Origin of the sequence: Paenibacillus sp. MAEPY2 (assembly GCF_000499205.1) — a bacterium.
Lineage (GTDB): Bacteria > Bacillota > Bacilli > Paenibacillales > Paenibacillaceae > Paenibacillus > Paenibacillus vandeheii.
On the sequence record NZ_AWUK01000026.1, the window covers coordinates 125,954 to 151,781 of the forward strand.

Consider the following 25,828-nt stretch of genomic DNA (forward strand, 5'->3'; position numbering starts at 1 on the left):
ACTCATGAGGCAGGAAGGACAATGGACACTTCCGTTCCGTTGCCCGGTTCACTATGAATCACAAGCCCGTAATCCCCCCCATAATACAGCTTAATCCGGTCATTCACGTTCCGGACCCCACACCCGCCATTCTCCCCCGTTAGCAAAAGGGCCGCCTGCGCTGGCATCATGCCTACACCGTTATCACGAACCATTAATTTAATGCTCTCCCCAATCCGACTAACCGCTATGTGAATGCAATAATCTCTCGCATCTGCCTCCACAAAACCGTGCTTGATGGCATTTTCCACAATCGGCTGCAAAATAAAATGAATCACCTCGGTATGTAATACCTCGTCATGGATATGGTAATCCACTTCAAATCGGCCATCGTTCATAATGAGCTGCAAATCAAGGTATGCCTTAATATGCTGGATCTCAGCCTCAATCGTAGCCATATGCCTCCCTTGATTTAGTGTTGTTCTATAGAAGCGGGCTAATGCAGATACCATATAACTCGTCTCGATATCCGCTTTTTTCTCGGCCCTCCATCGTATAAATGAGAGCGTATTATACAGAAAATGAGGGTTAATCTGGCTAATCAACTTGTTATACTCACTTTCCTTCTTGGCAATTTCGGCGTGGTACACCTGAGAAATCAGGCTGTTGATCCTTTTCAGCATTTTACCGATACCGTTAGTCAGCTCACCGAATTCATCTCTGGATGAACTTCGGATAATAACATCCAGATTGTTCCGCTCCACCTTGTCCACCTTGTTCTTGATATGGATAATTCGTTGCGTAAAGTTATTGGAAATGACATAAATGAGCAGGAAAGTAATGATCAGACTGAGGATGATGACAAACAGCGTAATTTTAAAAATGCCCATTGCATTTACGTACGCATTCGTATTCAGCAGATTATAGTGAATTGTCCAGCCATTATTGGCGAGCGATCGGCTTAAACTCAGATCACCAGGATCACCAACGTTCAAACCTGCGGCCCCAACAGCACGCTCGTGGTTTTTCTGGAAAATCACATGCTGCTTCGCATCCTCAATATGAACGGCTACATGCTCCGACAGATTGTCCAGGTCTGCAAAGATGCTATCATGCTGAATGGAGATCACCATAAAATTGCTGTCTTTCGGATTGCTGATCAGTTCCTGAACGAGATAGAGCTTCTCTCCATCCACAATCCAGCGCCTGCCTCGAAATCCGTCATACCAAGCCTTGCTCTTGAGATCCCCAATAGGCAAAATATTGTTGCGAATTCCCAATAACTCCCCGGATGTATAAAAGGTAATGGCTTCAATATCATCGTCCATCAGCCGGATGTTCGAGATCAGTGGTTCCAGAATGTCCCGGAAATCGAGGTACATATGATAATAATTTTCTTCATAGTCTTTCGTAAATATTTTCGATAAATCCCTGTTAAGCACCATGAACTCACTCAGCGTATTGTACCGATTAATCTTATAATCCATAATGTTAGCCACCTGCTCCAGACTTGCTTCTGCTTCGCTCCGCAGCTCTTTCATTTGGATTCGGTAGGACTGAATGAAGGAGAGCAGTCCAAGCAGAAGAATCGGAATGAGTGCAATTACCAGATGGGACAGCAGCAGCTTGTTTCTGAACTTGATATCATTGAATTTGCTCTTGATCCATCCGATCATGAAGCACCCCGCACTCTCTGAACTGTAACGGACTGACGCCGAACCTGTTTCTGAACAGCTTGGCAAAATAAGAATGATTGTCGATGCCAACAGCCCCTGCAATATCATTGATTTTCATATTCGAGTGAGCCAGCAGATGGCTTGCGCGCCGCAAGCGGTAATCCGTTAAATATTTCGAGAAGTTTTCCCCGGTCTCTTTTTTAAACAAAATGCTTAAATACCCTGGAGATAGATACACATCGTGAGCGGCCTCCGACAATGAGATATCTCTCTGATGATTATCCTTCACATAATCCTTCACCTGTCGGATGACCTTCGATTCCATCGATTCCGGTTCAGGACCCCCGCCATAAGGACGGATCTGCGTGATATCCTCCATCACCTGTAGAAACTCTTCCCTGACCAGCGGCTTGAGCAAATAATTCACCACACCCAGCCGAATCGCACTGCGGGCATATTCGAATTCATCATAGCCACTGCAGATGACGATCTTTACATTCTGCTGGGTCTTACGGGCTTGTTTGCTAAGCTCCAGTCCGTCCATCAGAGGCATTCTAACATCGGTGATGAGGATATCAATCGCGTTTTGAACCAGAATCCGCTCTGCTGCTTTGCCATTCTCGGCCTCCAATACTTGAAAGGGAAACCCGTAGTGAGAGATCCAATCCTTAATGCCTTCTCTTTGAACGCACTCATCGTCAACAATAAGAACATTAAACATCATGACATCTCCTTTGCATGTGAAAGTGAAGAAAACTTCAGGGTGGAATATCATATTATGCATTGCTATTTCCAGTCATATGGTAGTATATCATAGATTTTAGAAAGGGCTTTCAAAATGGTTTTCCTCTACTTTTTAAGATATAGAGATCAGTGATTTAAACGCCCAATGACATAAACACGATCGTGTAAAAAACAAAAAGAGCCGCCATATGGCGACTTTTTCCGTGGTGTTTTGTTTACGAGTACCTGTACACTTACCCTTTCACCGCACCCAGCGCAACGCTGCCTATAATTTGCTTGGAGAATATCGCAAAGACAATAATAATAGGTAAAATCGAGATCGCAACGCCCAAATACAACAGTCCATAGTCCATTCCGTAATATCCTTGCACCAGTGCAACGAGTACCGGAAGCGGATATTTATCCAGGGAGAAAAACAGGACGAGGGGCGTGAGAAAGTTATTCCATGAACCGATAAAGGTAAATATGCCAAGGGCCGAAATGGCCGGTCCCAGAATGGGCAAAACAATCTGATTAAATGTGCGAAACTCCCCTGCACTATCCACACGTGCCGATTCAATGATTTCGTCGGGAATGCTGCTCTCCATGAATTGTTTGATAAAAAATACATTAAATGCATTCGCTGCTGCAGGCAAAATGATCGCTGCATAGCTGTCCAGTAAGCCTAACGTACTGAACAGACGATACATCCCGATCAGAGCGAGCTGCCCCGGCACCATCATGGTTGCAAGCAAAAATAGAAATAACCAGTTGCGACCTTTGAATTTGAACTTGGCAAAGCCATATGCAGTTAGGGAACCGATATACAAGGATAACACCGTAGACGTCCCGGCAATGAAAAAGCTGTTGGCAAACCCGCGCCAGATATTGATTTTGGAGGCCATGTTCATATAATTATCCACCAAGAAGGGTCCGGGCAGAAATGTAAATGTCGATGCAATCGTTGCATTGTTATGCGTGGAATAGATGAGCATGAGATAAAATGGAATGATACAGATCACGGCGAGGCCAATCAAACACAGATAAATCATAACTTTGCCCAGTGTCAGACGCCTTACAGTATCATATTGCTGCAGAGTGACTTTTTGTTGTTCAACTGGTTTGACGGTTTGCATTTCATTTCCCCCTCCCTATGCACGGCTCTTGCGCTTCGTCATCATGAAGGATACGACCGATAGCAGGATAATGATGATGAACAGACAGAATGCAATGGCCGCTCCATAACCAAAACGTGTACTTTGGAATGCCACATTATACAGATACATAATACTCGTCATGGCTGCACGATCCGGACCCCCCGTTCCATTCGTCAATGTAAACGGCTGATCGAAAATCTGAATACCTCCAATAATGGACGTGATCATCTGAAACAGAATAATTGGGCGAAGCATTGGGACGATAATATGAATGAAAATATGTTTCTTTTTCGCTCCATCCATTTGAGCGGCTTCCTGCAGAGCGGGATCAATACCCTGAAGTCCTGCCAGATAGATGACCATGGAGTAACCAAAGTATTGAAAGAACAGAATGGATGAAACGATCAGTCGCATAAACCAGGGATCATTTTTCCAGTTAATCGGATCGTCGATGAGTCCAACCTGAACGAGAAAGTGATTCAAACCGCCGGATTGCCAATCAAAGATCAGACTCACGAGCAGACCCAATGATGCAGCAGTAACGATATTGGGAAAGAAATAAACCGCTCTGAAAATGTCTCGTCCCTTAAGTAACTTATCATTGAGAATAAAGGCGAGGACAAGCGAAACGGTTAGCTGTGGGACTACGGAGACACCCCAGATAAAAAGGGTATTAAATAACGTTTTGTAGAAAAGAGGATCTTGTAGAACCGCAACATAATTACCTATTCCAACAAAGTCGGGCGTTGTGATCCCGTCAAAGTTGGTAAAGCTGATATAGAGCGAGTAGAGGATTGGATAAAGCCCAAAAATGGCGAAAAGAATGAAAAATGGAGCAATGAAATAGTATCCGTAATGGTCTTTGCGGATTGACTTGGCAAACATGATTTGTACCCCCAGTCATCGGATGATTAAAAGGCATTCGCTTACTTCTAAGCTAATCCACTTCCAGCTCCGGAAATCTCAATTTGACATCACGTTTTATTCGTTTTACCGCTTCTTCTTTGGTCTGAATGTCGTTATTGAGATACAACTGGAGTACATTTTTGAAGATGTCATTGTTAATGATTGAATCATACTTGGTTCGCTCATATACAGGAACCTGCTTGGCCGCTTCCGAGAAAAACTCAAAATGCTTCTGCCCTCCCAAATACGCTGAAGATACAGATCCCGCAAGCTGATCATTCACGACCATATTACTTGTGAAATAATCCTGTTCCTTTGCAAGCTCGGACAGAAAATCATGATCAAAGTTATAAAACTCAATAAACTTCCAAGCCAAATCCTTTTTGTCACTTTTACTGTACATGGCAATATAAGTTCCACCGGCACTAAAAGCGGATGGCCCCGGTGCGAGACCCCACAACCCTTCGGTATCCGGAGCATTCGCCTTAAACGTGTATTGCAATGCCCAGGTAGCTCCCGGATAGAACATCACCTGGCCTTTTTGCATGGAAGCCGCATATCCGGCACTCCCATCATCCAACTCTGCAAGCACATGCCGCTGACGCGCTTCGCGCACAAGGTCAAGCACCTTCATGTAAGTGGGATCGATAACTAACTTCCCATCCTTAACCCAAGGAATACCATCATACGAATTCGATATCGCGTTCCAGTTGGCAAGAGCATGAACTTTATTTCCACTTTGCTGCGCTACCCTCTCTCCAATCTCAAATATTTTCTCCCAAGTATCAATCTGCGGCGCTACCTTATCCGGGTCGTCCGTACCCAAATATTCTTTGGCCAGATCTCTTCGATAATAAATGCCTCCAGGCGTTCCCTGATAACCGATCGCTCTAATATTTCCTTGACTATCCTTCTCATTAGCTTGCACAAAAGCATACTGCTCTGGAATCAGCTCATTGGCGTTATACGGTGCTTCCGATAAATTCTCCAGATAAGGAACATCAATCAGCTCTCTGATATTTGCGTTCTCGATCATAAACACATCCGGAGCCTTGGACGTCGTCTGAAGCGCCGACTTTAACTTGGTGATATAGAAATTGCCCGGAATATTAACAAAGTTCACCTTGATGTCTGGATACTTCTCCTCGAATTTCTCAATGGCATAGCCCGCTTCATCCGTAAAACTCCATACCGTAATCTCCTCCTGCTTGGGTTGATTCGCTCCACCCGGCTGGCAACCGGATACTATCATCACTGCGCTTACGAGTGCAATCATGGAGATATATTTAAGCTTAAAGTTCTTCATAGGCCCCCTCCTTCAAAAAGGAAACGCTTACAATTTATTAGAGTATATGGATTTTGGAGTGGGCTTTCTCCATAAATATTGTGAATCATCCTTCATATGTTGTGATATTCGTACGATGCTTTTTCCGAAATTCGGACGGAGTACAATCATTATATTTTTTGAAAAGACGATTGTACGAGTTCACATTGTTAAATCCATGGCCAATGGCGATATCCAGAATGGATTCTTCACGAAACAATAACGCCCATTCCGATTTGATAATTCGAAAATGATTGAGATATTCCATCAGCGTGATTCCCTTGACCTCTTTAAACAGTTTACATACGTGAAACTTGCTGAATTTAATGTGCTCCGCGACCTGATCCAACTTGACGGGTTCTGCATAGTGCGCTTCCAGGTATTCACAGACCGATTCGAGGAATTCGAATTTTTTGGAAGGAGTACAGTGCCGTCCTGAGTTGAATGGTTCTGTAATGGGTTCCTTTGTACGTAACATATGAACGATGAGATCATATAATCGGGCAACCATTAACCAGCGATACCCCACCTGTTGATCCTTCTCTTCATTCGCTAATGCACCTATATATTTCTCCAGATTTTTCTCCGTGGAAAGCTTGGATGGGATGATCGTAGTTTTGTTGAAAAGCTCTCCCAGTTCCTGGGTTTCTCTTTCGGTTGTGAAGCTTCCTGTTAACAATTCCAGTCGAAACAATATAATGGTTAAATGATCTGTACCCGGCAAGAAGCAGTGAACGTCCCCCGGCTTAATAAGCAGCACGTCTCCATGTTCAAGGTCAAAGATATGGCTATTCACGCCAATTCTCGCGCTTTTCCCATTGACTACAACCAGTTCAACCTCTTCATGCCAGTGTGCAGCAAAGTTAAACTGTTTCCCGGTATAAATTACCCGGATCGGAAAACCTTCTGTCATATGACCTGTTTCAAGAAAAGTAGGTACCCCCATCAAATCACCCTTTCCTCATTTCCAGTTCAACAATTCTCTAAGTATCCTTATTATGCATCAAATGAACCTGTCCCTTCTATTTGGAGTAAAAAAACAGTTGATATTGCATTGCATCATAACCAAAAAATAAAGTCGCCTGAAATGGCGACTTCTTAAAAAAGAGTATACGTATCTTGGACAATAACCCTGCAAGTCAGGATCAGTTTTTACTACGTTTAGTGAGCCATTCCTGAATGGCTTGCAAATTCGATTTAAAATACGTGGTAAAAGACCAATGCTGGTAGGCTGCTGGCACAGATATCTCATTTCAAGGCTTTGGTTACTTTGAACAGCAGCCGTCACGATTTCCAATAGATCGGTTATGTAAGCTTTGACTTCATGCAGTTCAGTCAACGAACACACTTCGCCGTGGCCTGGTACGATTGTTTCTATATTCAGCTGTTCGACTTTGTCCAAAATCTCCAGCCATTGCTGAGGATTGGCATACATTAGAACCGGATCATGTTTGGATAGCACCAGATCCCCCATTATGGCAATTTTGTCTTTCGGAATATAGACCAATGCATCGCTCTGGGTATGACCTCCACCAAAGGTCATACGTTCAACACTGCGCTTACTGCCGTGAATGGTCATACTGATTAAAAGAATTGCAATTCATATAATACGTTCTCGGTCTTCAGATATGAAAAAAGGAGTAGATGCAGATATTGTCATTTCGCTTCAAAAGACATTTTTATTAGTCTTTCTTCTACTTGATTTCGAATATCCTGATCCAAAATTCCGACTCCAAAAATCTCTGAAAACCATAGCCCATCTGTAGCTAATTTGATAATAGCAGCATTTACGGGATCAATGCCATCATTTAAAATATCTTCTTGAAGAATGTTATTTTTTTTATTGTATGCTGCAAGTAATTCCGGCTTCGAGAATAACACGGCCAAAAGTGCTGTACACAAGGCTGCCGTCGTTTTGGAGTCATGGAAGGTCGTTTCGATATAAGCCCTGCTCCATTTTCCGGTTTCATCTATGCTTTCGCTTGATTTTTGCTGTAGTTCCGATAAAAACGTATCCCCAAATTCCTCGATCATGGCTGTAACAATTGCCTCTTTATTCGGAAAATGATGAAGCAATCCCCCCTTACTTACTCCCGCATGTTTAGCTACAGCTTCCAACGTTAATTTTTCCATGCCCAGATGTTCGACAATATATGATGCTGATGCCAAAAGCTCATGACGTCTTGAATTACTTCTCAAAAGATAACCTCCTTCATATACGTTTATTTATGACTGACTTGCGTTTGATGATTTGACGGGACTTTTGGATAAGTTTAAAAGCACTACTCCCCCAATGACCAAAAAGAGTCCAATTCCCGACAGAATGTTAAAAGGATCGTTCCATAAAATGACGCCAAGCAAGGCGGTTAATGCTGTCCCTGCACCTGCCCATATGGCATATGCGGTGCTCAAAGGAATGGTTTTCAAACACATCGTCAAAAAATAAAATGACAAAGACATTCCAACAACAAGTCCAATTGAAGGAAGCAGATTCGTGAATCCTTCCAACAATTTTAGCATGGTTGTACCGAAAACTTCAGTTATAATGGCAATGCCAAGTGCAAAATAACCTTTCATTGTTCATCCTCCACTCTTGCTCAGCTATGAGCCAATTTCATAATCACGACCCCAGCAATGATTAAAATTAAAGCTGAGATTTTCCTGATGTTCACGCTCTCTTTATAAAATACAATTCCAACGAGTGCCGTAAGAGCAGTTCCCACACCCGACCACGTTGCATAAGCGGTCCCTAGCGGAATGGTTTTTAAAGCTAGAGAAAGACAAAAGAACGCTGTGCTCATGCCCAAAATTAGCCCTATTATCGGAAGTTTCTTTTGGAACCCATTGGATAACTTCATCATGGAACTTCCAAAAACTTCGGATACGATTGCCAAACCTAATAAAAAATACGCACCCATACATGCATTCCTCCTAATGTATACGTAAAGAAATTCACCCTAGTTAACTATACCGTCTGGACGGTTTGTTTGCAAAGTTTTTATAGTATCTTTATGCATGCTTGCCATTATCAATGTTCTCACGCAACTTTGGTATAGCTATAGGCTATAGCTAGATATAACTTAATGGAATTACTTTATAACCCAAGATATGTGATAACTTTTTGGTAACATATTGTAGAGGAGTTTTACTTAATGGTGAGAAGCAGTGTATTGGGATATCCACGAATTGGTGCCGATCGGGAATGGAAGAAAGCTTTGGAGGCATTCTGGTCAGGCAAGCTGGAAGAAACAGAGTTTCAAGCACGATTACAGGAAATCCGCTTAGATCACTTGCGCAAGCAACAAGAAAAAGGAATCGATCTTATTCCTGTCAATGATTTCAGTTATTACGATCACATTCTAGATACAGCCGTTATGTTCGGAATTGTACCAAAACGGTTTGCATATGATGGTGGCGCTGTACCTTTGTCTGTCTACTACGGAATTGCCCGGGGAACGAAAGATGCAGCAGCAAGTGAAATGACAAAATGGTTTAACACCAACTATCACTATATCGTGCCTGAACTGGACGGAGCCTCCCCTGCACTTACGGAGAATAAGCCCCTTATTGCTTATCGTGAAGCCAAAGAGAAGCTCGGTATTGAAGGCAAACCGGTTCTTGTCGGACCTTTGACTTTCCTGAAGCTGTCCAAAGGATACGATAAATCCGAAACGAACGCTTGGCTGAATCGCCTGCTTCCGCTCTATGTACAAGTGCTTCAGGAGCTTGCAAACGAAGGTGTTCAGTGGGTACAGATTGACGAGCCAATCCTTGTTACCAAAACAAGTGATGCTGACCTGCAGTTGCTGAACAAAATTTATGAGACGTTTGCAGCTTCTGTACCAGGTCTGAACATTATGCTGCAAACCTACTTTGAATCCGTAGAGAACTATAACAACATTATTGCCCTACCAGTTCAAGGTATCGGACTTGATTTTGTACACGGGGCGACGGGCAACATTCAATCCATTCAGGCGTCCGGTTTCCCGGCGGATAAAATTTTGGGTGCTGGGGTTATTGACGGCCGTGGGATCTGGAAAGCTTCTTTGCCAGGAAAACTGAAGCTGCTAGATGAACTGGCTGAACTCGTAACACCTGAACGCTTATTCGTTCAATCCTCATGCAGCTTGCTTCATGTTCCGGTAACGACAGCGCGTGAAACTAAACTCACATCTGAACTTAAGAATGCTCTCGCATTTGCAGATGAAAAGTTGGACGAGATTGTTCTGTTGACGAAAGCATTGTCTTCAAGAAGCACTGAAATTATCGCTGAGATTGAAAAATCCGATCGTACGATTCAGGCTCTCCAGCAATCCGAGGAACGCAATCGTGTTGCTGTTCAAGAGGCTGTTGCATCACTCCGTATTCAACAGCCGGAACGCTCCCGTCCGTTTGCCGAACGTCATATCGCGCAGCAGGAAAAATGGAAATTGCCACTTTTCCCGACAACAACCATTGGCAGCTTCCCACAATCCGCTGAAGTGCGTAAAGCACGTCAATTGTGGCGTAAGGGTGAGGTGAACAATGAGCAGTATGCCGCCTTTATCCGGGATCAAATTGATATCTGGATCAAAATTCAGGAAGAGATCGAGATTGATGTTCTCGTACATGGTGAGTTTGAGCGTACCGACATGGTAGAGTTCTTTGGCGAAAAACTTGCAGGATTTGCTTTCACCCAATTCGGATGGGTACAATCATACGGTTCCCGTTGTGTCAAACCACCAATTATCTTTGGAGACGTAGCATTTACGGGGGAAATGACCGTAGAAGAAACCAAATATGCACAGTCTCAGACACAGCGTCCTGTAAAAGGAATGCTCACCGGACCAATTACCATCATGAACTGGTCGTTTGTACGTGAGGACATCCCGCGCGAGCATATCGCTTATCAATTGGCGTACGCACTGAGACAAGAAGTTGAAGCACTGGAGCAAGCAGGTATTGGCATGATCCAGGTCGACGAGCCTGCGGTTCGCGAAGGATTGCCACTGAAGGAATCGGAGCAAGCCGATTATCTGGCATGGGCGGTCAAAGCATTCCGCATTTCCACTTGCACGGTTCAAGATACAACTCAAATCCACACGCATATGTGCTATTGCGAATTCCATGACATGATTGATTCCATCGAAGCGATGGATGCCGATGTTATTTCGATCGAAACATCCCGCAGTCACGGGGAACTCATTCATAGTTTTGAGTTGAACACGTATAAACTGGGCATTGGACTTGGTGTATACGATATCCATAGCCCACGTGTTCCAAGTGTAGATGAAATGACGAGCATGATCGAACGCGCCTTGCGTGTATTGGACCCTAAACTGTTCTGGATTAATCCGGATTGCGGTCTCAAAACACGTGGCCTCGAAGAAACTGTTGCTTCCTTGCGCAACATGGTTGATGCAACCAAGATTGCCCGTGAAAAGCACGTTGCAACAACGGTTTAAGTTGAATAGATAAAGAATTCAAGTATTCGTTTATAAATGGCGGACATTCCTATGCTATGGAATGTCCGCCTTTTAATATCACCTTTTCGCTGTCTGCTCAGCAAAATAATTCAGTTTACCTTTCACTCTTAATTGTTTATCAATCATTTCAGTTGTAACTCTCATCATGTTCCTTTCCTTTCGGGAGTTCTCTAAATCCGCTTCGCAAGTAGTTGAACATGTCATCCAAATATCGATCCAACATCATCTCCTCAGGGGAATCCGTTGTCCCCTGCCCTGGAAGCAGCACGTTGCCGCTCTCAGTTCTCATCAATGGCGAGCTCGATGAGCTGGTTAAGAATATTTGCATAAGTCATGCCGCTAGCTTGGAGCATGTTGGGATAGCGGGACTTCGATGTGAAACCAGGTATCGTGTTGACTTCATTGAACACAATTCTTCCGTCAGCGGTCAGGAACATATCTACTCGGGCAAACCCTCTGCATCCAAGCGTTTTATAAATAGTCAGAGCGCTCTCTTTAACCTTCTTGGCAGTGTCCTCATCAATGCGGGCTGGCAAATGAATCTTCGAACTGATCAAGGAGTACTTTTCCGAGAAGTCAAAAAAGTGCCCCTGTAGCTCAATCTCATCAATCATGCCGATTATGGGATCAGAATTGCCCAAAACAGCACAACCCACTTCAAAACCGTTAATATTTTGCTCAATGACAACTTTGCTGTCGTGTATGAAGGCGTGTTCAGTTCCGTTAATCAACTCTTGCATATTGTTCACCTTCGATATGCCTAATGACGATCCTGATCTAGCCGGCTTAACAAAGAGTGGGAAGCCCAGTGCTTCTATTGCTGATAACACTTCTTCCATCCGTTCACTCCTATGTATTGTAAGGGAACACGGCGTATCTATGCCCGCTGCCTGCACCAGGTTATGAGCCAGTTCCTTGTCCATACATAACTCAGAGGATAACATGCCACATCCAACAAACGGTACACCCGACAGTTCCAATAATCCTTGCAAGGTTCCATCCTCACCGTATTTGCCGTGAAGCACTGGAAACACAACATCAATCGGTGTTACATGATATTCCGTATAAACAAGCTCAATGAGTCCTCTGACTTCTCTACTTGGCGAGAAAAAGGATGGGATACAACTCGGATGTAAATGCCATCGATCATTGCGAATATCCTCAACCGTTCCACTATATCTGAGCCAAGAACCTTGCTGTGTAATTCCAATTAACACAAGATTGTATTTTTCGGTATCTAAATTTTCAATCACTGAAGCGGCTGAACTCAAAGATACGTTATACTCACCTGAACATCCGCCAAACAATACCGCAATCGACTTCTTCTGCATCTTAAAAGCCTCCTAAAATGTGATATGAAACTAAATCATCCTTATTGCTATAACTTAATTTTTGGAGAAAGACGTTACAATGAATCCTTCACAATTCGTTCCTGATATCCGATAAGAATCACAACTCAAGATCGGGATATGGCTGGATGTCCCTTTATCCGCGGGAACATAATATATCTGGATTGTCATGTCCTTTTCTTTAATCGTAAGCTGCTCTCCAGAGTACCGATATTGCTGTACAAAATCGATGTATTCCTCTAAACATAGATTGTTTTCTTCCATGATTTTGGAATGGGGATATCCTACATATCTAAAATGCCAAGGCTCATAAGCAATACGAGTGATTGATTCTTTTTCTTGTTTATATCGAAGAATAAAACCGAATTGTATGGCATGTTGTCTGAAGGACTTGTAAATGCCCGTATCCGGAAAGGAAGGAGCAATAAAATCGATATTCGATTTCAATTTCCCCACATCGATAGCCAACCCCGTTTGGTGTTCACTATGGTCAGGCAAGGCTACGTATTTGGAAGTATATTCGGAACCCTGTTCTATCAAACAATCTTGATAGATTTGGACTTGATCTTCTTTTGTTCGATATGCGCTGACGGTGACAATTTCATCCGTCCCCCCACAAGCTTTAAGCAGAGCATGAAATTGTTTGAAACACTGTTTCTCCAGAAGCATCTCGTTATTTAACTTCTTTATTGAAGGTAAAGAATCCAATGACTCTAGTTGATGGACTTGTACTTGACTTCTGATTGGGTTTTGATCATTTATTAACACTAAGTGCCCTTGAAATAATTCTTCGTTACTTACGCTGATTTCAATATGTTTTTGTACGACTTCCCGTGATTTCATGATGAAACTCCCCACCTTCTTTATAAATTCGTAATACTCTGTCCGTGATGGAACTCGTTATTTCTTGAGAGACACCACCGATATGATTGGCCAGTTCCTGAATCGGAATTTCCTGCTCACCTGAATAGCCAATGAAGGTCACCTTTGATCCTTCCGGAAAATACATCGGAAGCTTGACCATCAATTGATCCATGGAGATTTTCCCTATAATTTCTGCACGATACCCTTCCACCAACACCTCCGAATTTTGCATTCTCTGCGACCATCCATCGGCATAGCCGATAGGCACTGTTCCGATCCATTGATCTGAGTCTGTTTGATAAGCATTGTTGTAGCCCACATATTCGCCTTTTTTTAATTTTTTCGTTTGTAATAATCTACTGTGCATACTGAATGCCGGCTTTAGTTGGATGTTAGGTACTAGTTTTTCCGGATAAAAGCCATAGATTGCAGCTCCTATTCGAGCCATATCCATACACAATTCCGGGAATCGAAGTGCTGCTACACTTCCCGCACAGTGATAATGATTGATTGGAATCCGTGACATACTGCTCCATTCTTTCATTTCCAGGAAGCGTTGAATCTGAAGCTGTAGATAACGGTTGTCTGCCTCACCTGCAGTCGCGAAGTGGGTATAGAACCCGTCGACTACTACATCTGGTGCTCTGAGCCAAGGAACCATTTCAAGCCACTCTTCTTGCGTGCGTATACCTATTCGCCCAAGTCCAGTATCCATTTTCACATGCACAGATAACTTATGCGGGGTATGAATAGGCTTGTATTTTCTCATCTCATGAAACCATGACGCTTGTGTAACGGTCAGCATCAACTCATGTTCTAGAGCCAGAGGTACAAGTTCGGGACGAATCGGAGTCAAAATGAGAATCGGTTGTTTTAAGCCGGCAGTTCTAATGCGGATGGCTTCTTCAATGAATGCACACGCTAAATAATCCGCGCCTGCCTCTACTGCTTCTTTGGCTGTCTCGATATCTCCATGCCCGTATGCATTTGCTTTAACAACTGCCATTAATTTGGTCGAACGGGGTAAAAATTTGCGGATCTGTATGACATTCTTACGAATTTGCGTTAAATCTATTTCAGCCCAAGTATCTCGGTACATCCGAAGGATCTCCTCAACCGAATAAATGGTTTATTTTTAATTACTATTTTCAATAGATCCGCATATGCACTTTTCATTATTAGGCCTCCTAAAGCTGTGAATGTAGTGCGTTGAATTGATTTAAGTGTATATTAAGGCCACTTCAGCTCCTATCGATCAAACTTACACAAAACTGACAACGATGTAAGATTACAGATTTGCACTTCCCCACATCTCATAGTTACAACAAAAAAAGCCGCCAATAGGGCGACTCGTAAAAGATAACGGAAATGGACTTCAGATAATAAAGTCTACAAGAAGAAGCCTGCGCTACGGCAGGCTTCTTTCATTATTGTGGATTCTCATTACTCATCCAGCTGTCGACATGCAGGGGTCCACTATAGTCCTCCCGGCCAGTAAATTCTTTCAGCTGTTTCTCTGCATCTGCTCGATTCTCAAAGGCACCCATCACGACGGTGAATTGTCCATTCTTGGTTTGCACAACACTACTGCCGTCGGCAGAATATTGTTCAGCCAACATGGCCAGCGCTTCGCCCTGCTCCATATCTTCGCTCCGGACGAAGAAAAGTTCATGCGATGGTGTTGACTCTCCTGCGGAAGAAAGCTTCAATTGAATAAACCCTGGTTGCTGATACTCGGATACTGAATAATCCACGTGATCCTTCAGCTCCACGACAAAGCTCATAGCGGAATCATCCAAAATGATATTTTGATAGACATCTTTTACATTTTTAAGTGCTTTAATATCATTCTCCAACTTGGCAAAATCCAGATTACGCACCCCGTTGAAGGTGAAGATCAAGCGGTTTGGTCCTTCTTTATGATCAACAGTGTACGATGGAGCCGAGCTGATCTGTTCTCCATCCATTTGAAAATGGATGTTCAGCGTATCCGATTCTTGGCTTGTGGTAACCGAGACACCATCTGTCCGCTCCCCACCGCTACCCACTTGCAGAATCTTGACGACAGAACCGATAACAGGCACATCGGATAATGCCTTAGCTACACCGGGTACGTTAGCTGTTATCATTACCGCAGCACAAGCAGCCACCAGGGAGGAACTACGCCAGATTACCATTTTTCTTCGTTTCTGGTTTCGTGCCCGCTGGCGAGCTTGCTGAATTACTCCGGAAAGGCCGGATGGAATCTCTATCTGTTCATATCTTTCTTTCCCTGTCATGTGAAATCAACCTCTTCCTTGGTTAAATGTTTTTTGAGTTTGTTCAAGATCTTATAAAACCTGGTCTTCACCGTGCTTTCCGGCAGGGACAGTATCTCTGCCATATCCTTGAATCTCTGATCTTGGAAAAATTTCAGAACGATAAATGCCTTGTCTTCGGGATGCAGGTGATCAAGTGCTTCGTATAGATCCCATTGCTCTTCAAGCCCCATGGAACTCTCCTGTGCCGCAAAAGGTATTGTACTGTCTTCCATGTACGTGTATTTCTTCTTCCGTCTGATGTGGTCAAGGGAACAGTTGATGACGATCCGGGTCATCCAGGTTTCAAAATAATCTGGACTGTTCACTTTTTCATAAGATAGAAAACCTTTATAAGATGCCTCGGATATAATTTCCAATGCTTCTTGTTCATTTTTTACATAAGAGAACGCGAAGCGATAAAGCTTTTCTTTACATGCCTCCAGACGTTCACTGAACTGCTGTTCAGTTAGTGCTGTACTCACCTTGCTCAGTTGGTCCACCCCCGTTGCGACTGTATAGTTTGATTATTGCCGCATTTTTAGTAAAGCTTACTTTGAATGTTGTTTCGCATGTTAGACAGCGGAAAGTCTAAAAAAGTTTTAAAACAATGATTTTTTTTATCTGGGAACAAAAACGTATATCGTCCCAAACCAAAAAAAGCCGCCCATAGGCGACTTCTTTACTTTTACTTTTGAACTTGTATGGCTAAGGCTCGCACCTCAACGATGTGGCACTCTCTCGCAAACAATTTTATTTGTTCATATTGTTACGGAGCTCTTACCTACGGTGTTCACTTTTTGAAAATGGCTTATGCCTGGACGCTCCAGCCCAAGATGGTCACGAAGCGTGCTGCCCGTATACTCTGTCGGAAGAGCCCCCGTGCTTGAAGGATCGGAATCACATGCTCAACAAATTCATTTGTAAGCGGTTGATCATAGTAGTGATCAGCCGCTTACTGTTGGTGTGTTGCCCATCCGACATTCTGCTAATGAACAATGCGGTCCCGTTGGTTCCCGATACCGCCTTAAATAGAGGAGCACCTCCTGTTATTTAAAGGCTTTGTCAAACGCACTTTCGATTTTCTCGGCATCCTTGGAGACTGTAAACAAAATATATAGTCCTTTGACCTTTAATACATGCTTTTCGACGAGGTAGAATTGCTCGGGACGGTAGTCTTTCAACTTGACCTCTTGAGCCTCGATTCTTTTCATGATTTTTTCCTTAACGCTTTCCGCTTGATTCTCTTGTTTCACTTTGATCACGGCCAGTTCATTCGCTTCCACGTTCGATTCTGCCGTATACAGCACAAAATCCTGAACTTCATCTGGATCGAGATGATACAGCTTCTTAAGCCTGTTCATATCCCCTTTTTCCATATCTTCCATAGAAGCCACTTGCTTGATGCGTTCCTCAATTGTATGGACAGGAACATCCTTGGCGGCTTCGTTCTTGCCGGAACACCCGATCAAAATGCCACATAAGATCATGACGGAAGACAGGACAAACAAGTATTTAATTTTCTTTCCAGTAAGCATCGTTACTGACCTCCTTTTGCATTATTCCACGGAATCCGCTAATGTTTTAATTGATGGATCTTCAAAAAATGTAGTAAAATTATACAAAATCAACATATCGTGGATTTGCCGATCTTCCGTAAGTTTCAGTACATCCCCATCATAATATCTGAGGTCTATCACATCAATTTCGCTAAAATGCGGTGTTAAAAAAGGAATCAAGCTGTTTGCATACGAATCTTTGACAATAAGAAGCCTTCTCCCTTCCGTATTGTCGGTTGTTATTCGGATCAAGCCATGATTCCCATTGAAAAATACAGTGTACTTATCCTTCTTGGTGAGATTTCCCATGACGTACATCGAATCCGCACTTTGCTGTTCGTCTACATAATCCACGGAAATGGTCCTCGGTGTTTTTGGATAATAAAGCTCAATAGAATCCGGTTGTATGTGCCTATACCCGCTTTTCGAATACAAAGATCCATAGAACTGACTGGTGACTTGACGAATGTTGAAATCATCTTCGTTCTTGGGTGTGAAACTCATTGGCGCGCCCAGCTCCCGATAGGCAAGGAAAGCGCCTTTGGTCGTCCAGTGATGGTCTGTTTTGTAATAGATCGGTTGCTCCTTGTTCGCCTCTAGCGCGGGGGAAACATCGATACATCGAATGTCCCCGAGATGAGAATCTTTTATCTTTTCCCAATAGACCATCTCATCACTACCGGAAGCATAAGGCGGCAATTTATCCTCAAGCACGGCAGCGGCCGTCGGCACCAACATCATATATTTGCGTAGACCAGGCGTAGCCTTATCAAATGCTTGAACGGCTTTCATCTTGTCTTCCAAATCTCCTTTTTCGGGAGGAGAAAATTTTTGAATCAGGTACCCGTCCTTGCCGATGTAAACCCCATTGCTATCTTTTTTCCCCATTCCCTGGTCCGCATCGGTTTTTAGTCCAATCCAAAAGTCCCTCTCCATAAACTGATCCGATATATACGATTCAAATTCTGAAGTAAACTTGCCTGATACTAATGTTTCAAGTGAGAATTTCGGGAGCTGCTGCACCATCCGGTTCTCTGATTCGGAAAATACTTTACTCGGGGTCAGAAAGTTGATAACTAATACCGCTCCGGTAAACATCAGCAGTAAAATGGCGAGTGCGCGATAATATACCTGGTCGTACTTCTTCAAATAAATCACCTCCATTAAAAACGAAAGTATAAGAATGGATTGTACGTTGAATTGACCAGATAAGCTGTTGACGCCACCATAAAGATGAAGTAGATGGCGGAAGCGGCAATCGATCCGAATCGGGCAAACTTGGTTCTGATGTTTGTCAGTGCATTACTGGGAAACGGCGTGGCACAAAACACCAAGAGCAGCAGCAGCAGGGCGTTCGTCGACAGATCGTAGAGCGACCGGTTGTCTACGAACCCATTTGCTCCAGCGCCAAACATCGTTCCGATGAATGTCATGGCTGCGGGCAGATGTTCAAATTCGAAAAATACCCAGCCGATAATCACGATAATCAGGGTGTAGACATGGCCTATAAAGGCTGGCAAGCGCTGGAGCCGTTTCAAGAGAAATAGCTTTTCGATTGTGACAAATAGACCGAAATATAAGCCCCAAATGATAAAATTCCAGCTCGCTCCATGCCACAATCCGGTTATAAACCATACAACCGCCAAGTTTCTCAACTGTTTCAGCATACCCACTCGGTTCCCGCCGAGCGGGATGTAGATATACTCACGGAACCAGGCACCGAGCGAAATATGCCACCTCCGCCAAAATTCAGTAATACTCTTGGAAATATAAGGATAATTGAAGTTCTCCATAAATTCGAACCCGATCATTTTACCTAACCCACGCGCCATATCCGAATACCCGCTAAAATCGAAATAGATTTGAAACGTGAAGGCGACAATGCCGAGCCATGCAGAAAGAACCGACAGCTCCCCCACATTCACCGCTTTGACGCTTGCCCACAACAAACCGATATTGTTGGCAAGCAGCACTTTTTTAGCAAGTCCTCTTATAAACAGTTCCGCCCCTTCGCCAAAACGGTCCAACGTCACTTTGCGGTTAACAAGCTGCCCCGCAATATCTGCGTATTTAACGATCGGTCCCGCTACAAGCTGCGGAAACATCGTCACGTAGGCGCCGAAGGAGATCAGGTTCTTCTGAACAGTCACCTTCCCCCGATAAACGTCGATTACGTAAGACATCGTTTGGAACGTGTAGAAGGATATCCCCACGGGAAGCGGAAGATCTGCTGCCTGCAAGTTCAGGTTAAACAACGAATTAATATTGTCGAAGACGAAACCCGCGTATTTAAAGAAGCCCAGAATTCCCAGGCTTCCAATCATGGATATGATCAAAACTCCCCGTGCAATTGCCTTACGGTGCCTGTATCTTTCGATCAGAATCCCGTTCACATAGTCGAATACCGTCGAGAAGATCATGATAAAAATATAGACAGGCTCGCCCCATGCATAGAAGATCAGGCTTGCGACGAGCAGAATGGCATTTCTAATCCTCATAGGCGATATATAGTAGATCAGAATTGTGACCGGCAGAAAGAGGAATAGAAATATAAGGCTGCTAAAGACCAATCCCCGTCACCTCCAGTTCTTGACCTAGTTGCATGTTATTTCACCTGATCTTTGAGCAAATCCAGCATACGTGTATAAAACTCCGATTTAAAATGAACGCCGTCCGAACTGTACAGATCTTTGCTGTCCGCAAATATGGAGGATAAATCGACAAATCCGACCTGCTTCTTGCTCGCCAGCTCTTTTAAGCCTTGGTTATAATCGTTGATATTTTTGTAGCGTTGTTCCACTTTTTCAGCTTCCGGCGTAACCGGAGTCACTGGTAAAACCGTTATGGATGCCTTCGGAAGCTTCTCCTTGATGCTGTCGATCAATTTGGCGTAAAACTTCAGCGAATACTCCTTGGGGTTATCGGTAATTTGGGGCGGCAATAGGATATCATCGGATCCCAGCATGATAAATACATGCTGCGGATTCCGCTCTGCCAGCTTATCGACATATCCAGCCTCCAGAGCTAGCTCGGTAGTCGTTCCGGCACCTGCCACTACATTGAACTCGTCCAAAATGTCATGGTAGGATAGCGCCTCTGTAATCGAATCCCCCAGAAATACGCTGTGTTGAAAAATCGTTTTATAGGAAGTATTGTTTGACTTCTCCAAGGGAGCCGTTTCATTGACTTCTGCCATAGGCGTCTCGCTTTGCGTATTTTGCCCATTCCCACATGCTGCCAAGGTAAGTGCGATGCTGCCTATAAATAGTGTTGAAATGACTTTTTTATACATGGGATCATTGTCCTCTCTTAATTTAAATTTAGGTACTCCTTTATGCCTTCCAGAATGGAAGCAGCTATTCGGCTTTGAACATCTTCTGTCAGCATTGCTTTCTCTTCCTGCGGATTCGTTAAATATCCAGTCTCGATCAAGACGGCCGGCATTTCCGTATCTTTTAGGACAAAATAATCTTGTTTCTTCGCTCCCCGGTCCCGAAACCCGCTTGCCTGAACGACTTGTCGTTGTATGATATCGGCCAAGGATCGCGAATTCTCATGGTAATAGTACGTTTCCGTGCCCGACACGCCAGGGTCCTCGTACGTATTGCCGTGAATGGATATAAACAGATCCGCACCCAGATCATTGGCGAATTTCGGCCTTTCCCGGTCCACCGAGGATATAAACCGGTCGTCCGTCCGGGTCAGACACACCTGGATTCGCGGTTCTTGCTTCGCCATTTCCTCCACCTTGTGCGCCAGCTTCAGCGTAAAATCCTTCTCGAAACTTCCGCCGGCCCCTGTCGCCCCGCGGTCTTTTCCACCATGCCCGGGATCAATGACGATTTTATACAGCGTCCCCGGCTGATGAGGTGAATTACTGTTTCCGCTTAATAGGTCCATCATCCGATGATTTAGTTCGGTCTTGCTGCGGCTTCCGGCCCCATCCCCCGAATTGATGCTGTACAGCAAAACGATCAGCACCGCGGACAACAAGAATGCGACCGTCAATACGGCTTTTCTCATTCTCTCTCTCCTCCTTACAATAAAGAGTGTAATCGTCCGAGATAAAGATAAAGTGCAGATCATATCAAATTAATTTATAGATTCAGGCAGCAATGATAGATAAAAAAGAGCCGTCCAACCGAGATCCACAGGGCCCTCGTGACAGCTCTTTCTTCCAAAAAAATTGATCCTGTGCCGCGCAGCGGCTATAAACGATGATCCTTTTGAAAATTCAAGTGAAAATGCTCAATATCGCTGTAAACGCCAAATCGGTATCCTTCTTTTTCGTAGAATGCGATGATCTCCGGAAGAACCTGCAGCGTTTGCGGCTTTTCATGCATCAATACCACTTCCAAATCGACTTTTGTCGCTTTTTTAATGTTCTCGACAATTTGTTCCGGATGGTCTTTCAAATTCCAGTCGTTCGATTCGATGGTCCAATCCCAAATCTTCATTCCTTCTTTTGCGATTTGATCGCGGATCTTCTTTTCGTTTAACCCGGGAACCGAGCCGTAAGGTGGACGCACCAAATGTGGATTTTCTCCTGTGATGTCATGGATGAGCGCCAAGTTTTCTTTCATTTCGGACACGAATTCTCCTTCTTCGTACAGCTTCTTATATTGGTGAGTCATACTGTGTCCTCCTACATAATGCCCCTCGCGTACAGCACGCTTCACGTCGCTTTGTAAACTTTTTCGCTGCAATTGGCTTCCTTGCATGAAAAAAGTGGCCTTGACGCCATGTTGCCGTAACACGTCGAGAAATTTCCCCGTCAAGTCGCTAGGCCCGTCGTCAAACGTTAAATATACGATCTTCCCTTTCGGTCTGGCATCCTCGCCTTCCGCATTAGCCTCACTAACTTTCCTCGTCGAATGTTGGTACACAGACTGTTCTCCATGCTGGTCCGCAATCGCGACCTTATCGAGTGGTATCAATCTCATCAGGCAAAAACAAAGCAGGCCAACGGCTGCAAGAAAAATGGCTTGCCGTCTGCGCCGCTTTGCTCTGTGCTTTCTTTCTCTCAGACCCCGACCAAGGTTTGGTCCTACTGTCATTTTCAATCCATCCCCTCTCTCTCAAATAGAAAGAATAACAGGGAGAGATGCAGAAGAAGTGCAGAAGAAGTGCAGATGAAATCAACGCCATTTAAAAAAAAGAAAAAGCGCAGAACCGAGGTCTGCACTTTCTTCCGTATTCCTACGCTTTTTTATTCAATTGAAAATAAAACAAAACTCCATCGGAGGTATGGGTAACGCCGTAAGCCACCCCGTGCATCTCCAGAATCTGTTTGCAAATGGCGAGGCCGAGCCCGGTGCCTCCGGACGACCGTTGGCGAGATAGTTCACCGCGATAAAACCGGTCCCAGATCTTCTCAAGTTGTTCGTCCGGAATGGAAGCTCCTTTATTTTCGATACAAATTTTAACGGCGTCCTGATCTTCCGAGGTGGTTATGAGAATGGACTCCTGCTCCGGCGTATAACGAATCGCATTTGTGAGGAAATTGACGACGACCTGCTCAATTCGCCGCTCATTCCCCACCACTTCAACAGGTTTCAGTGACGTATTAAGATGTAATTGCTTGGCCTCGATATCCGAAGCCAATTTTGCGCATACCCGCTCGATAACGGCGTCGATATAAAAGGAATCCATATCCAGTGTATACGTTCCGGATTCATATTTTGCCAATTCCAGCATATCCACGATTAGCAGATCCATCCTTTTGACTTCGTCCTCCATCGCCTTAAAATAATAATCCCGTTTATGACTTGCCACCCCGTCTTTCAAAATGGCAAGGCAGCTCTGAATGACACTTAACGGGGTTTTCAGCTCATGCGACACGCCGGATATAAATTCTTTTCGCGTATGCTCCAGCTGCTTTTCTTTCTCGATGTCCTGCTGAAGCCGAAGAATATGGGAGTGCAGCCGCTCGGAAAGCTCGTTAATGTTGCGCGATAAGTCGCCGATTTCATCCTTCGTTGTGATGGGGATTTTCTCCGAAAAATCGAGCACTACCATTTGCTTTGTCGTACGGCTGATACGCAGCAGTGGCCGAGCGATCTGACGAGAGTAGTAAAACGATGCCAGCAGCACGAGAAACAAAGTGGCAATAATGATGTACACATAGTAATCTTTGATCATCCCTGCGGCTTCATTGACCGGCTGAAGTGACGTCATCGCGAACAAGTATGCCGGATTACCGTCGCCATCTTGAATGCGGTCCACAAAAATTTTATAGTCCACGCGATTTTCCTCGACATCCATGGTCCGATTCGAATTCGCGGCAGGATCATAATCGCCGTACAGCAGATCCGCTTGGAAAGCTTTGATACGGTCCAGAAATAAGTGATTCGTATAACGAGAAACTTCTGCGCCTTTCGGTATCCGGACTTTCGCAATGGTTCCTTTGACCAGAAATGTGGGATATTTTTCACGATATTGGATCGCGTTCGTTCGATTGAGGACCTCTCCCTCTTTGTTCACCATCTGCCGATTTTCCAGCCGGTTTTCCTCTCTCATATTGGATACGGTCATCCCCATCCGCTGGATAACCGGCTGATTGTTCATCATCAAGCCTTCAATTGCGATCCGTTCTCCTTCTTTAATCCAAGGAGTGAGGAACGGATTATCGCTGCTGAAGTCCTCTATGTTGATAACACTGTATAGAGGTACGGTCATCGTTTTATTGGAAAGCGCAGAATTATCCGCACGGTCCAGCTTGATCTCCATGAAGAAATCGTCCGAATACTTCAAATTACCTTGGGTGTCCAAAGCCGTGATCCAGGTGTTATGCTTTTGAAAAAAGTCTTGCTCCAGCTTTGCCATCTCCTGCGTGTTCGAGGCATGATTCAGGTAGTCTTGTTCATAAGCCTGAAGCGCCGCGTTGACGTCCTTCACTTTTTGATGAATATAAAACTGTTTGAAAAATACGGTTTGCAAGGTAAAAATAACGGCAAGGATGAACAAGCATAATCCCGTCGTTAATAGGAACAGCTTTAGAACAATCCCTTTTTTCATAACTTCTCCTCGAACTTATAACCAGATCGAACGATCGTGACAATGCGCTTGGCATGCTCCCCCAGCTTGGAACGCAAATTGCGGATATGGCTGTTAACGGTCCGATCGTCGCCGACGATATCATACCCCCAGATTTTTGTAATCAGCTGTTCTCTGGTTATAATAATTCCTTTGTTTTTCATCAGATAAGCCAAAATTTCAAATTCGGTATGGGTCAAACTACAGTTATCCCCATCAACCAAAACCGTTCGAGATGGGAAATGGATTGAAATACCGCGGCAAGACAATGTATCTTCCTCTTGTTCCCGAATCTGCCTTGTTTCCAACAGCCGTTTCGCCCGTGCCAGCAGGATTGGAGGACTGTACGGTTTGGTTATATAGTCGTCGGCACCTAGTTCAAAACCCAGCAAAGTATCGTCTTCATCCGAACGGGCCGTCAACATGATAATCGGAACATTCGAAATCTTTCGGATGCGTTTGCAGACAGACCATCCGTCCAATTCAGGGAGCATGATATCCAGTATGATCAGATCCACCTCATGCTCTTGAAATAACGCCAGAGCATTTTTCCCGTCCCCCGCCTCAAGCACTTCATATCCTTCTTCCAGCAAATAATCTTTCATGATTTCCCGTAAAATAGGCTCATCTTCTACAATCAGTATGGTTCTTGACATAGGACAACCTCTCAACGTTTTTCTAGGTATGCTTGCCTTCAAACTTTTTGAATCACCGGCATGCGTATAAATTGGATCCTAACATGTTTTCAAAAACTAGACAAATGCCCTCGTAGTGGACATTCTTTTTGTATGAAGAATTACTGTAAAAAATTATATTCATACCTGATAAAGATAAAATGCAGATTATATAAAGATAAGTTAAAATTCAAAATCCCGTTGCGCCTGTTAACCGATTTCTTTTTTTGAATTAAAGGAGGAATAACCACTTTTTCCGCACGCATTTTTCATGTAGTGAGCGCCTCTATTCTATTGGAGTCATTACTTTATTTCAGTGGATCCTTGAGAGCAGCGTCGATATATTGATTGTCCGTTATGGTTTTGATGACAACTTGATTTCAAATGTTCTTCACTCCATATTGGAAATCCGCTGTTTGCTGCATTTATTCTACGATATCTTCATTAACTGGCGCGTTAATCATCCGGGATCGTTCGAACGTCCCACTAATACCACTGGCAGGAACATTACGTTCAGCAGCGTATCTGTCGATCGCTTCGGTTTCATGCTCGCTTTCCCATTTCAATGCTTTATTAACTACCTTCAAATTGGATAACCACCCTTTCGTAATCTCAAATAATTTTTCTCGAGGGTCGATATCCAGATCAGCAATTTGTGCAATGGTCCTACCGTACATCGTCTGCCCTCGTAGTAGAACTTCACTGAAAATTTCGTCTTTCGAGGTAAAGTAAGTATAGATATTGCCCACGCACATCCTCCTCCTACTAACTAAAATTAATACAACCAGGTAATTATTACTCTTCATAATATCATTCGCTA

Annotated in this window: 26 protein-coding genes; 1 reads left to right on the top strand and 25 read right to left on the bottom strand. The window is 43.9% G+C overall.

Annotated elements, in window-relative coordinates; genetic code table 11:
* Window positions 1-2: 2 nt before the first annotated feature.
* The 10 genes from P364_RS0119415 to P364_RS0119460 all read right to left on the bottom strand — a co-directional run bounded on the left by P364_RS0119415 (window position 3) and on the right by P364_RS0119460 (window position 8,683).
* A complete protein-coding gene (locus P364_RS0119415; RefSeq protein ID WP_024631744.1) occupies window positions 3-1,655 on the bottom strand; it encodes a sensor histidine kinase in 1,653 nt (550 codons plus the stop codon).
* A complete protein-coding gene (locus P364_RS0119420; protein ID WP_029881120.1) occupies window positions 1,624-2,379 on the bottom strand; it encodes a response regulator transcription factor in 756 nt (251 codons plus the stop codon). The genes P364_RS0119415 and P364_RS0119420 overlap by 32 nt, the downstream gene beginning before the upstream one ends.
* Window positions 2,380-2,632: 253 nt before the next feature.
* Window positions 2,633-3,514: a carbohydrate ABC transporter permease gene (locus P364_RS0119425; protein WP_024631746.1), complete on the bottom strand. Its 882-nt coding sequence runs from the start codon at window positions 3,512-3,514 to the stop codon at window positions 2,633-2,635.
* Between the two features lie 15 nt (window positions 3,515-3,529).
* Complete coding sequence (locus tag P364_RS0119430) at window positions 3,530-4,420, bottom strand: carbohydrate ABC transporter permease (protein WP_024631747.1); 891 nt, start codon at window positions 4,418-4,420, stop codon at window positions 3,530-3,532.
* Window positions 4,421-4,472: 52 nt separating this feature from the next.
* Window positions 4,473-5,747, bottom strand: coding sequence for an ABC transporter substrate-binding protein (locus tag P364_RS0119435; RefSeq protein ID WP_024631748.1), 1,275 nt, complete (start codon window positions 5,745-5,747; stop codon window positions 4,473-4,475).
* Window positions 5,748-5,832: 85 nt separating this feature from the next.
* Window positions 5,833-6,711, bottom strand: coding sequence for an AraC family transcriptional regulator (locus P364_RS0119440; protein ID WP_024631749.1), 879 nt, complete (start codon window positions 6,709-6,711; stop codon window positions 5,833-5,835).
* A gap of 57 nt (window positions 6,712-6,768) precedes the next feature.
* Entirely contained in the window at window positions 6,769-7,308 is a 540-nt protein-coding gene (locus tag P364_RS35480) for an MBL fold metallo-hydrolase (protein ID WP_236642123.1), read from the bottom strand.
* 113 nt (window positions 7,309-7,421) lie between these two features.
* Window positions 7,422-7,964, bottom strand: coding sequence for a TetR/AcrR family transcriptional regulator (locus P364_RS0119450; protein WP_024631751.1), 543 nt, complete (start codon window positions 7,962-7,964; stop codon window positions 7,422-7,424).
* A gap of 27 nt (window positions 7,965-7,991) precedes the next feature.
* On the bottom strand, window positions 7,992-8,342 hold the full coding sequence (locus P364_RS0119455; RefSeq protein ID WP_024631752.1) for a DMT family transporter: 351 nt from the start codon (window positions 8,340-8,342) through the stop codon (window positions 7,992-7,994).
* Window positions 8,343-8,362: 20 nt separating this feature from the next.
* Complete coding sequence (locus P364_RS0119460) at window positions 8,363-8,683, bottom strand: DMT family transporter (protein WP_024631753.1); 321 nt, start codon at window positions 8,681-8,683, stop codon at window positions 8,363-8,365.
* 234 nt (window positions 8,684-8,917) lie between these two features.
* Between P364_RS0119460 and metE the strand changes: the two genes are divergently transcribed.
* The gene (metE, locus tag P364_RS0119465; protein WP_024631754.1) at window positions 8,918-11,209 is read left to right on the top strand and encodes a 5-methyltetrahydropteroyltriglutamate--homocysteine S-methyltransferase; all 2,292 of its coding nucleotides are present in this window, start codon (window positions 8,918-8,920) and stop codon (window positions 11,207-11,209) included.
* 148 nt (window positions 11,210-11,357) lie between these two features.
* On the opposite strand, the gene P364_RS37610 is transcribed toward metE, so the two are convergent.
* The 15 genes from P364_RS37610 to P364_RS0119540 all read right to left on the bottom strand — a co-directional run bounded on the left by P364_RS37610 (window position 11,358) and on the right by P364_RS0119540 (window position 25,757).
* Complete coding sequence (locus P364_RS37610; RefSeq protein WP_161634855.1) at window positions 11,358-11,519, bottom strand: hypothetical protein; 162 nt, start codon at window positions 11,517-11,519, stop codon at window positions 11,358-11,360.
* On the bottom strand, window positions 11,509-12,561 hold the full coding sequence (vanG, locus tag P364_RS0119475; RefSeq protein ID WP_024631755.1) for a D-alanine--D-serine ligase VanG: 1,053 nt from the start codon (window positions 12,559-12,561) through the stop codon (window positions 11,509-11,511). Before vanG ends, P364_RS37610 begins: the two co-directional genes overlap by 11 nt.
* A gap of 54 nt (window positions 12,562-12,615) precedes the next feature.
* Window positions 12,616-13,422 carry a D-alanyl-D-alanine carboxypeptidase family protein gene (locus P364_RS0119480; RefSeq protein WP_024631756.1) on the bottom strand — a complete coding sequence of 269 codons (807 nt, stop codon included), beginning with the start codon at window positions 13,420-13,422 and terminating at the stop codon, window positions 12,616-12,618.
* Window positions 13,388-14,542 carry an alanine racemase gene (alr, locus tag P364_RS0119485; protein ID WP_024631757.1) on the bottom strand — a complete coding sequence of 385 codons (1,155 nt, stop codon included), beginning with the start codon at window positions 14,540-14,542 and terminating at the stop codon, window positions 13,388-13,390. The genes P364_RS0119480 and alr overlap by 35 nt, the downstream gene beginning before the upstream one ends.
* A 328-nt stretch (window positions 14,543-14,870) precedes the next feature.
* Window positions 14,871-15,722 (bottom strand): SPOR domain-containing protein, encoded by an 852-nt coding sequence (locus tag P364_RS0119490; protein WP_024631758.1) that lies wholly within the window; start codon window positions 15,720-15,722, stop codon window positions 14,871-14,873.
* The gene (locus P364_RS0119495; protein WP_328285965.1) at window positions 15,719-16,225 is read right to left on the bottom strand and encodes a sigma-70 family RNA polymerase sigma factor; all 507 of its coding nucleotides are present in this window, start codon (window positions 16,223-16,225) and stop codon (window positions 15,719-15,721) included. Before P364_RS0119495 ends, P364_RS0119490 begins: the two co-directional genes overlap by 4 nt.
* Window positions 16,226-16,789: 564 nt before the next feature.
* On the bottom strand, window positions 16,790-17,278 hold the full coding sequence (locus tag P364_RS0119500) for a DUF4358 domain-containing protein (protein ID WP_029881122.1): 489 nt from the start codon (window positions 17,276-17,278) through the stop codon (window positions 16,790-16,792).
* A gap of 21 nt (window positions 17,279-17,299) precedes the next feature.
* Complete coding sequence (locus tag P364_RS0119505; protein ID WP_330217205.1) at window positions 17,300-18,457, bottom strand: DHHW family protein; 1,158 nt, start codon at window positions 18,455-18,457, stop codon at window positions 17,300-17,302.
* Between the two features lie 5 nt (window positions 18,458-18,462).
* Window positions 18,463-19,869, bottom strand: coding sequence for an MBOAT family O-acyltransferase (locus tag P364_RS0119510; RefSeq protein WP_024631762.1), 1,407 nt, complete (start codon window positions 19,867-19,869; stop codon window positions 18,463-18,465).
* Window positions 19,870-19,904: 35 nt separating this feature from the next.
* Entirely contained in the window at window positions 19,905-20,591 is a 687-nt protein-coding gene (locus P364_RS0119515) for a GDSL-type esterase/lipase family protein (protein ID WP_024631763.1), read from the bottom strand.
* 17 nt (window positions 20,592-20,608) lie between these two features.
* Window positions 20,609-21,322 (bottom strand): N-acetylmuramoyl-L-alanine amidase family protein, encoded by a 714-nt coding sequence (locus P364_RS0119520; RefSeq protein ID WP_024631764.1) that lies wholly within the window; start codon window positions 21,320-21,322, stop codon window positions 20,609-20,611.
* 185 nt (window positions 21,323-21,507) lie between these two features.
* On the bottom strand, window positions 21,508-22,356 hold the full coding sequence (locus tag P364_RS0119525) for a polysaccharide deacetylase family protein (RefSeq protein ID WP_063870647.1): 849 nt from the start codon (window positions 22,354-22,356) through the stop codon (window positions 21,508-21,510).
* Window positions 22,357-22,498: 142 nt separating this feature from the next.
* Entirely contained in the window at window positions 22,499-24,316 is a 1,818-nt protein-coding gene (locus tag P364_RS0119530; protein WP_024631766.1) for a sensor histidine kinase, read from the bottom strand.
* Entirely contained in the window at window positions 24,313-24,990 is a 678-nt protein-coding gene (locus tag P364_RS0119535; protein WP_024631767.1) for a response regulator transcription factor, read from the bottom strand. Before P364_RS0119535 ends, P364_RS0119530 begins: the two co-directional genes overlap by 4 nt.
* Before the next feature lie 443 nt (window positions 24,991-25,433).
* Window positions 25,434-25,757: a hypothetical protein gene (locus P364_RS0119540; RefSeq protein ID WP_024631768.1), complete on the bottom strand. Its 324-nt coding sequence runs from the start codon at window positions 25,755-25,757 to the stop codon at window positions 25,434-25,436.
* Between the last annotated feature and the right edge of the window lie 71 nt (window positions 25,758-25,828).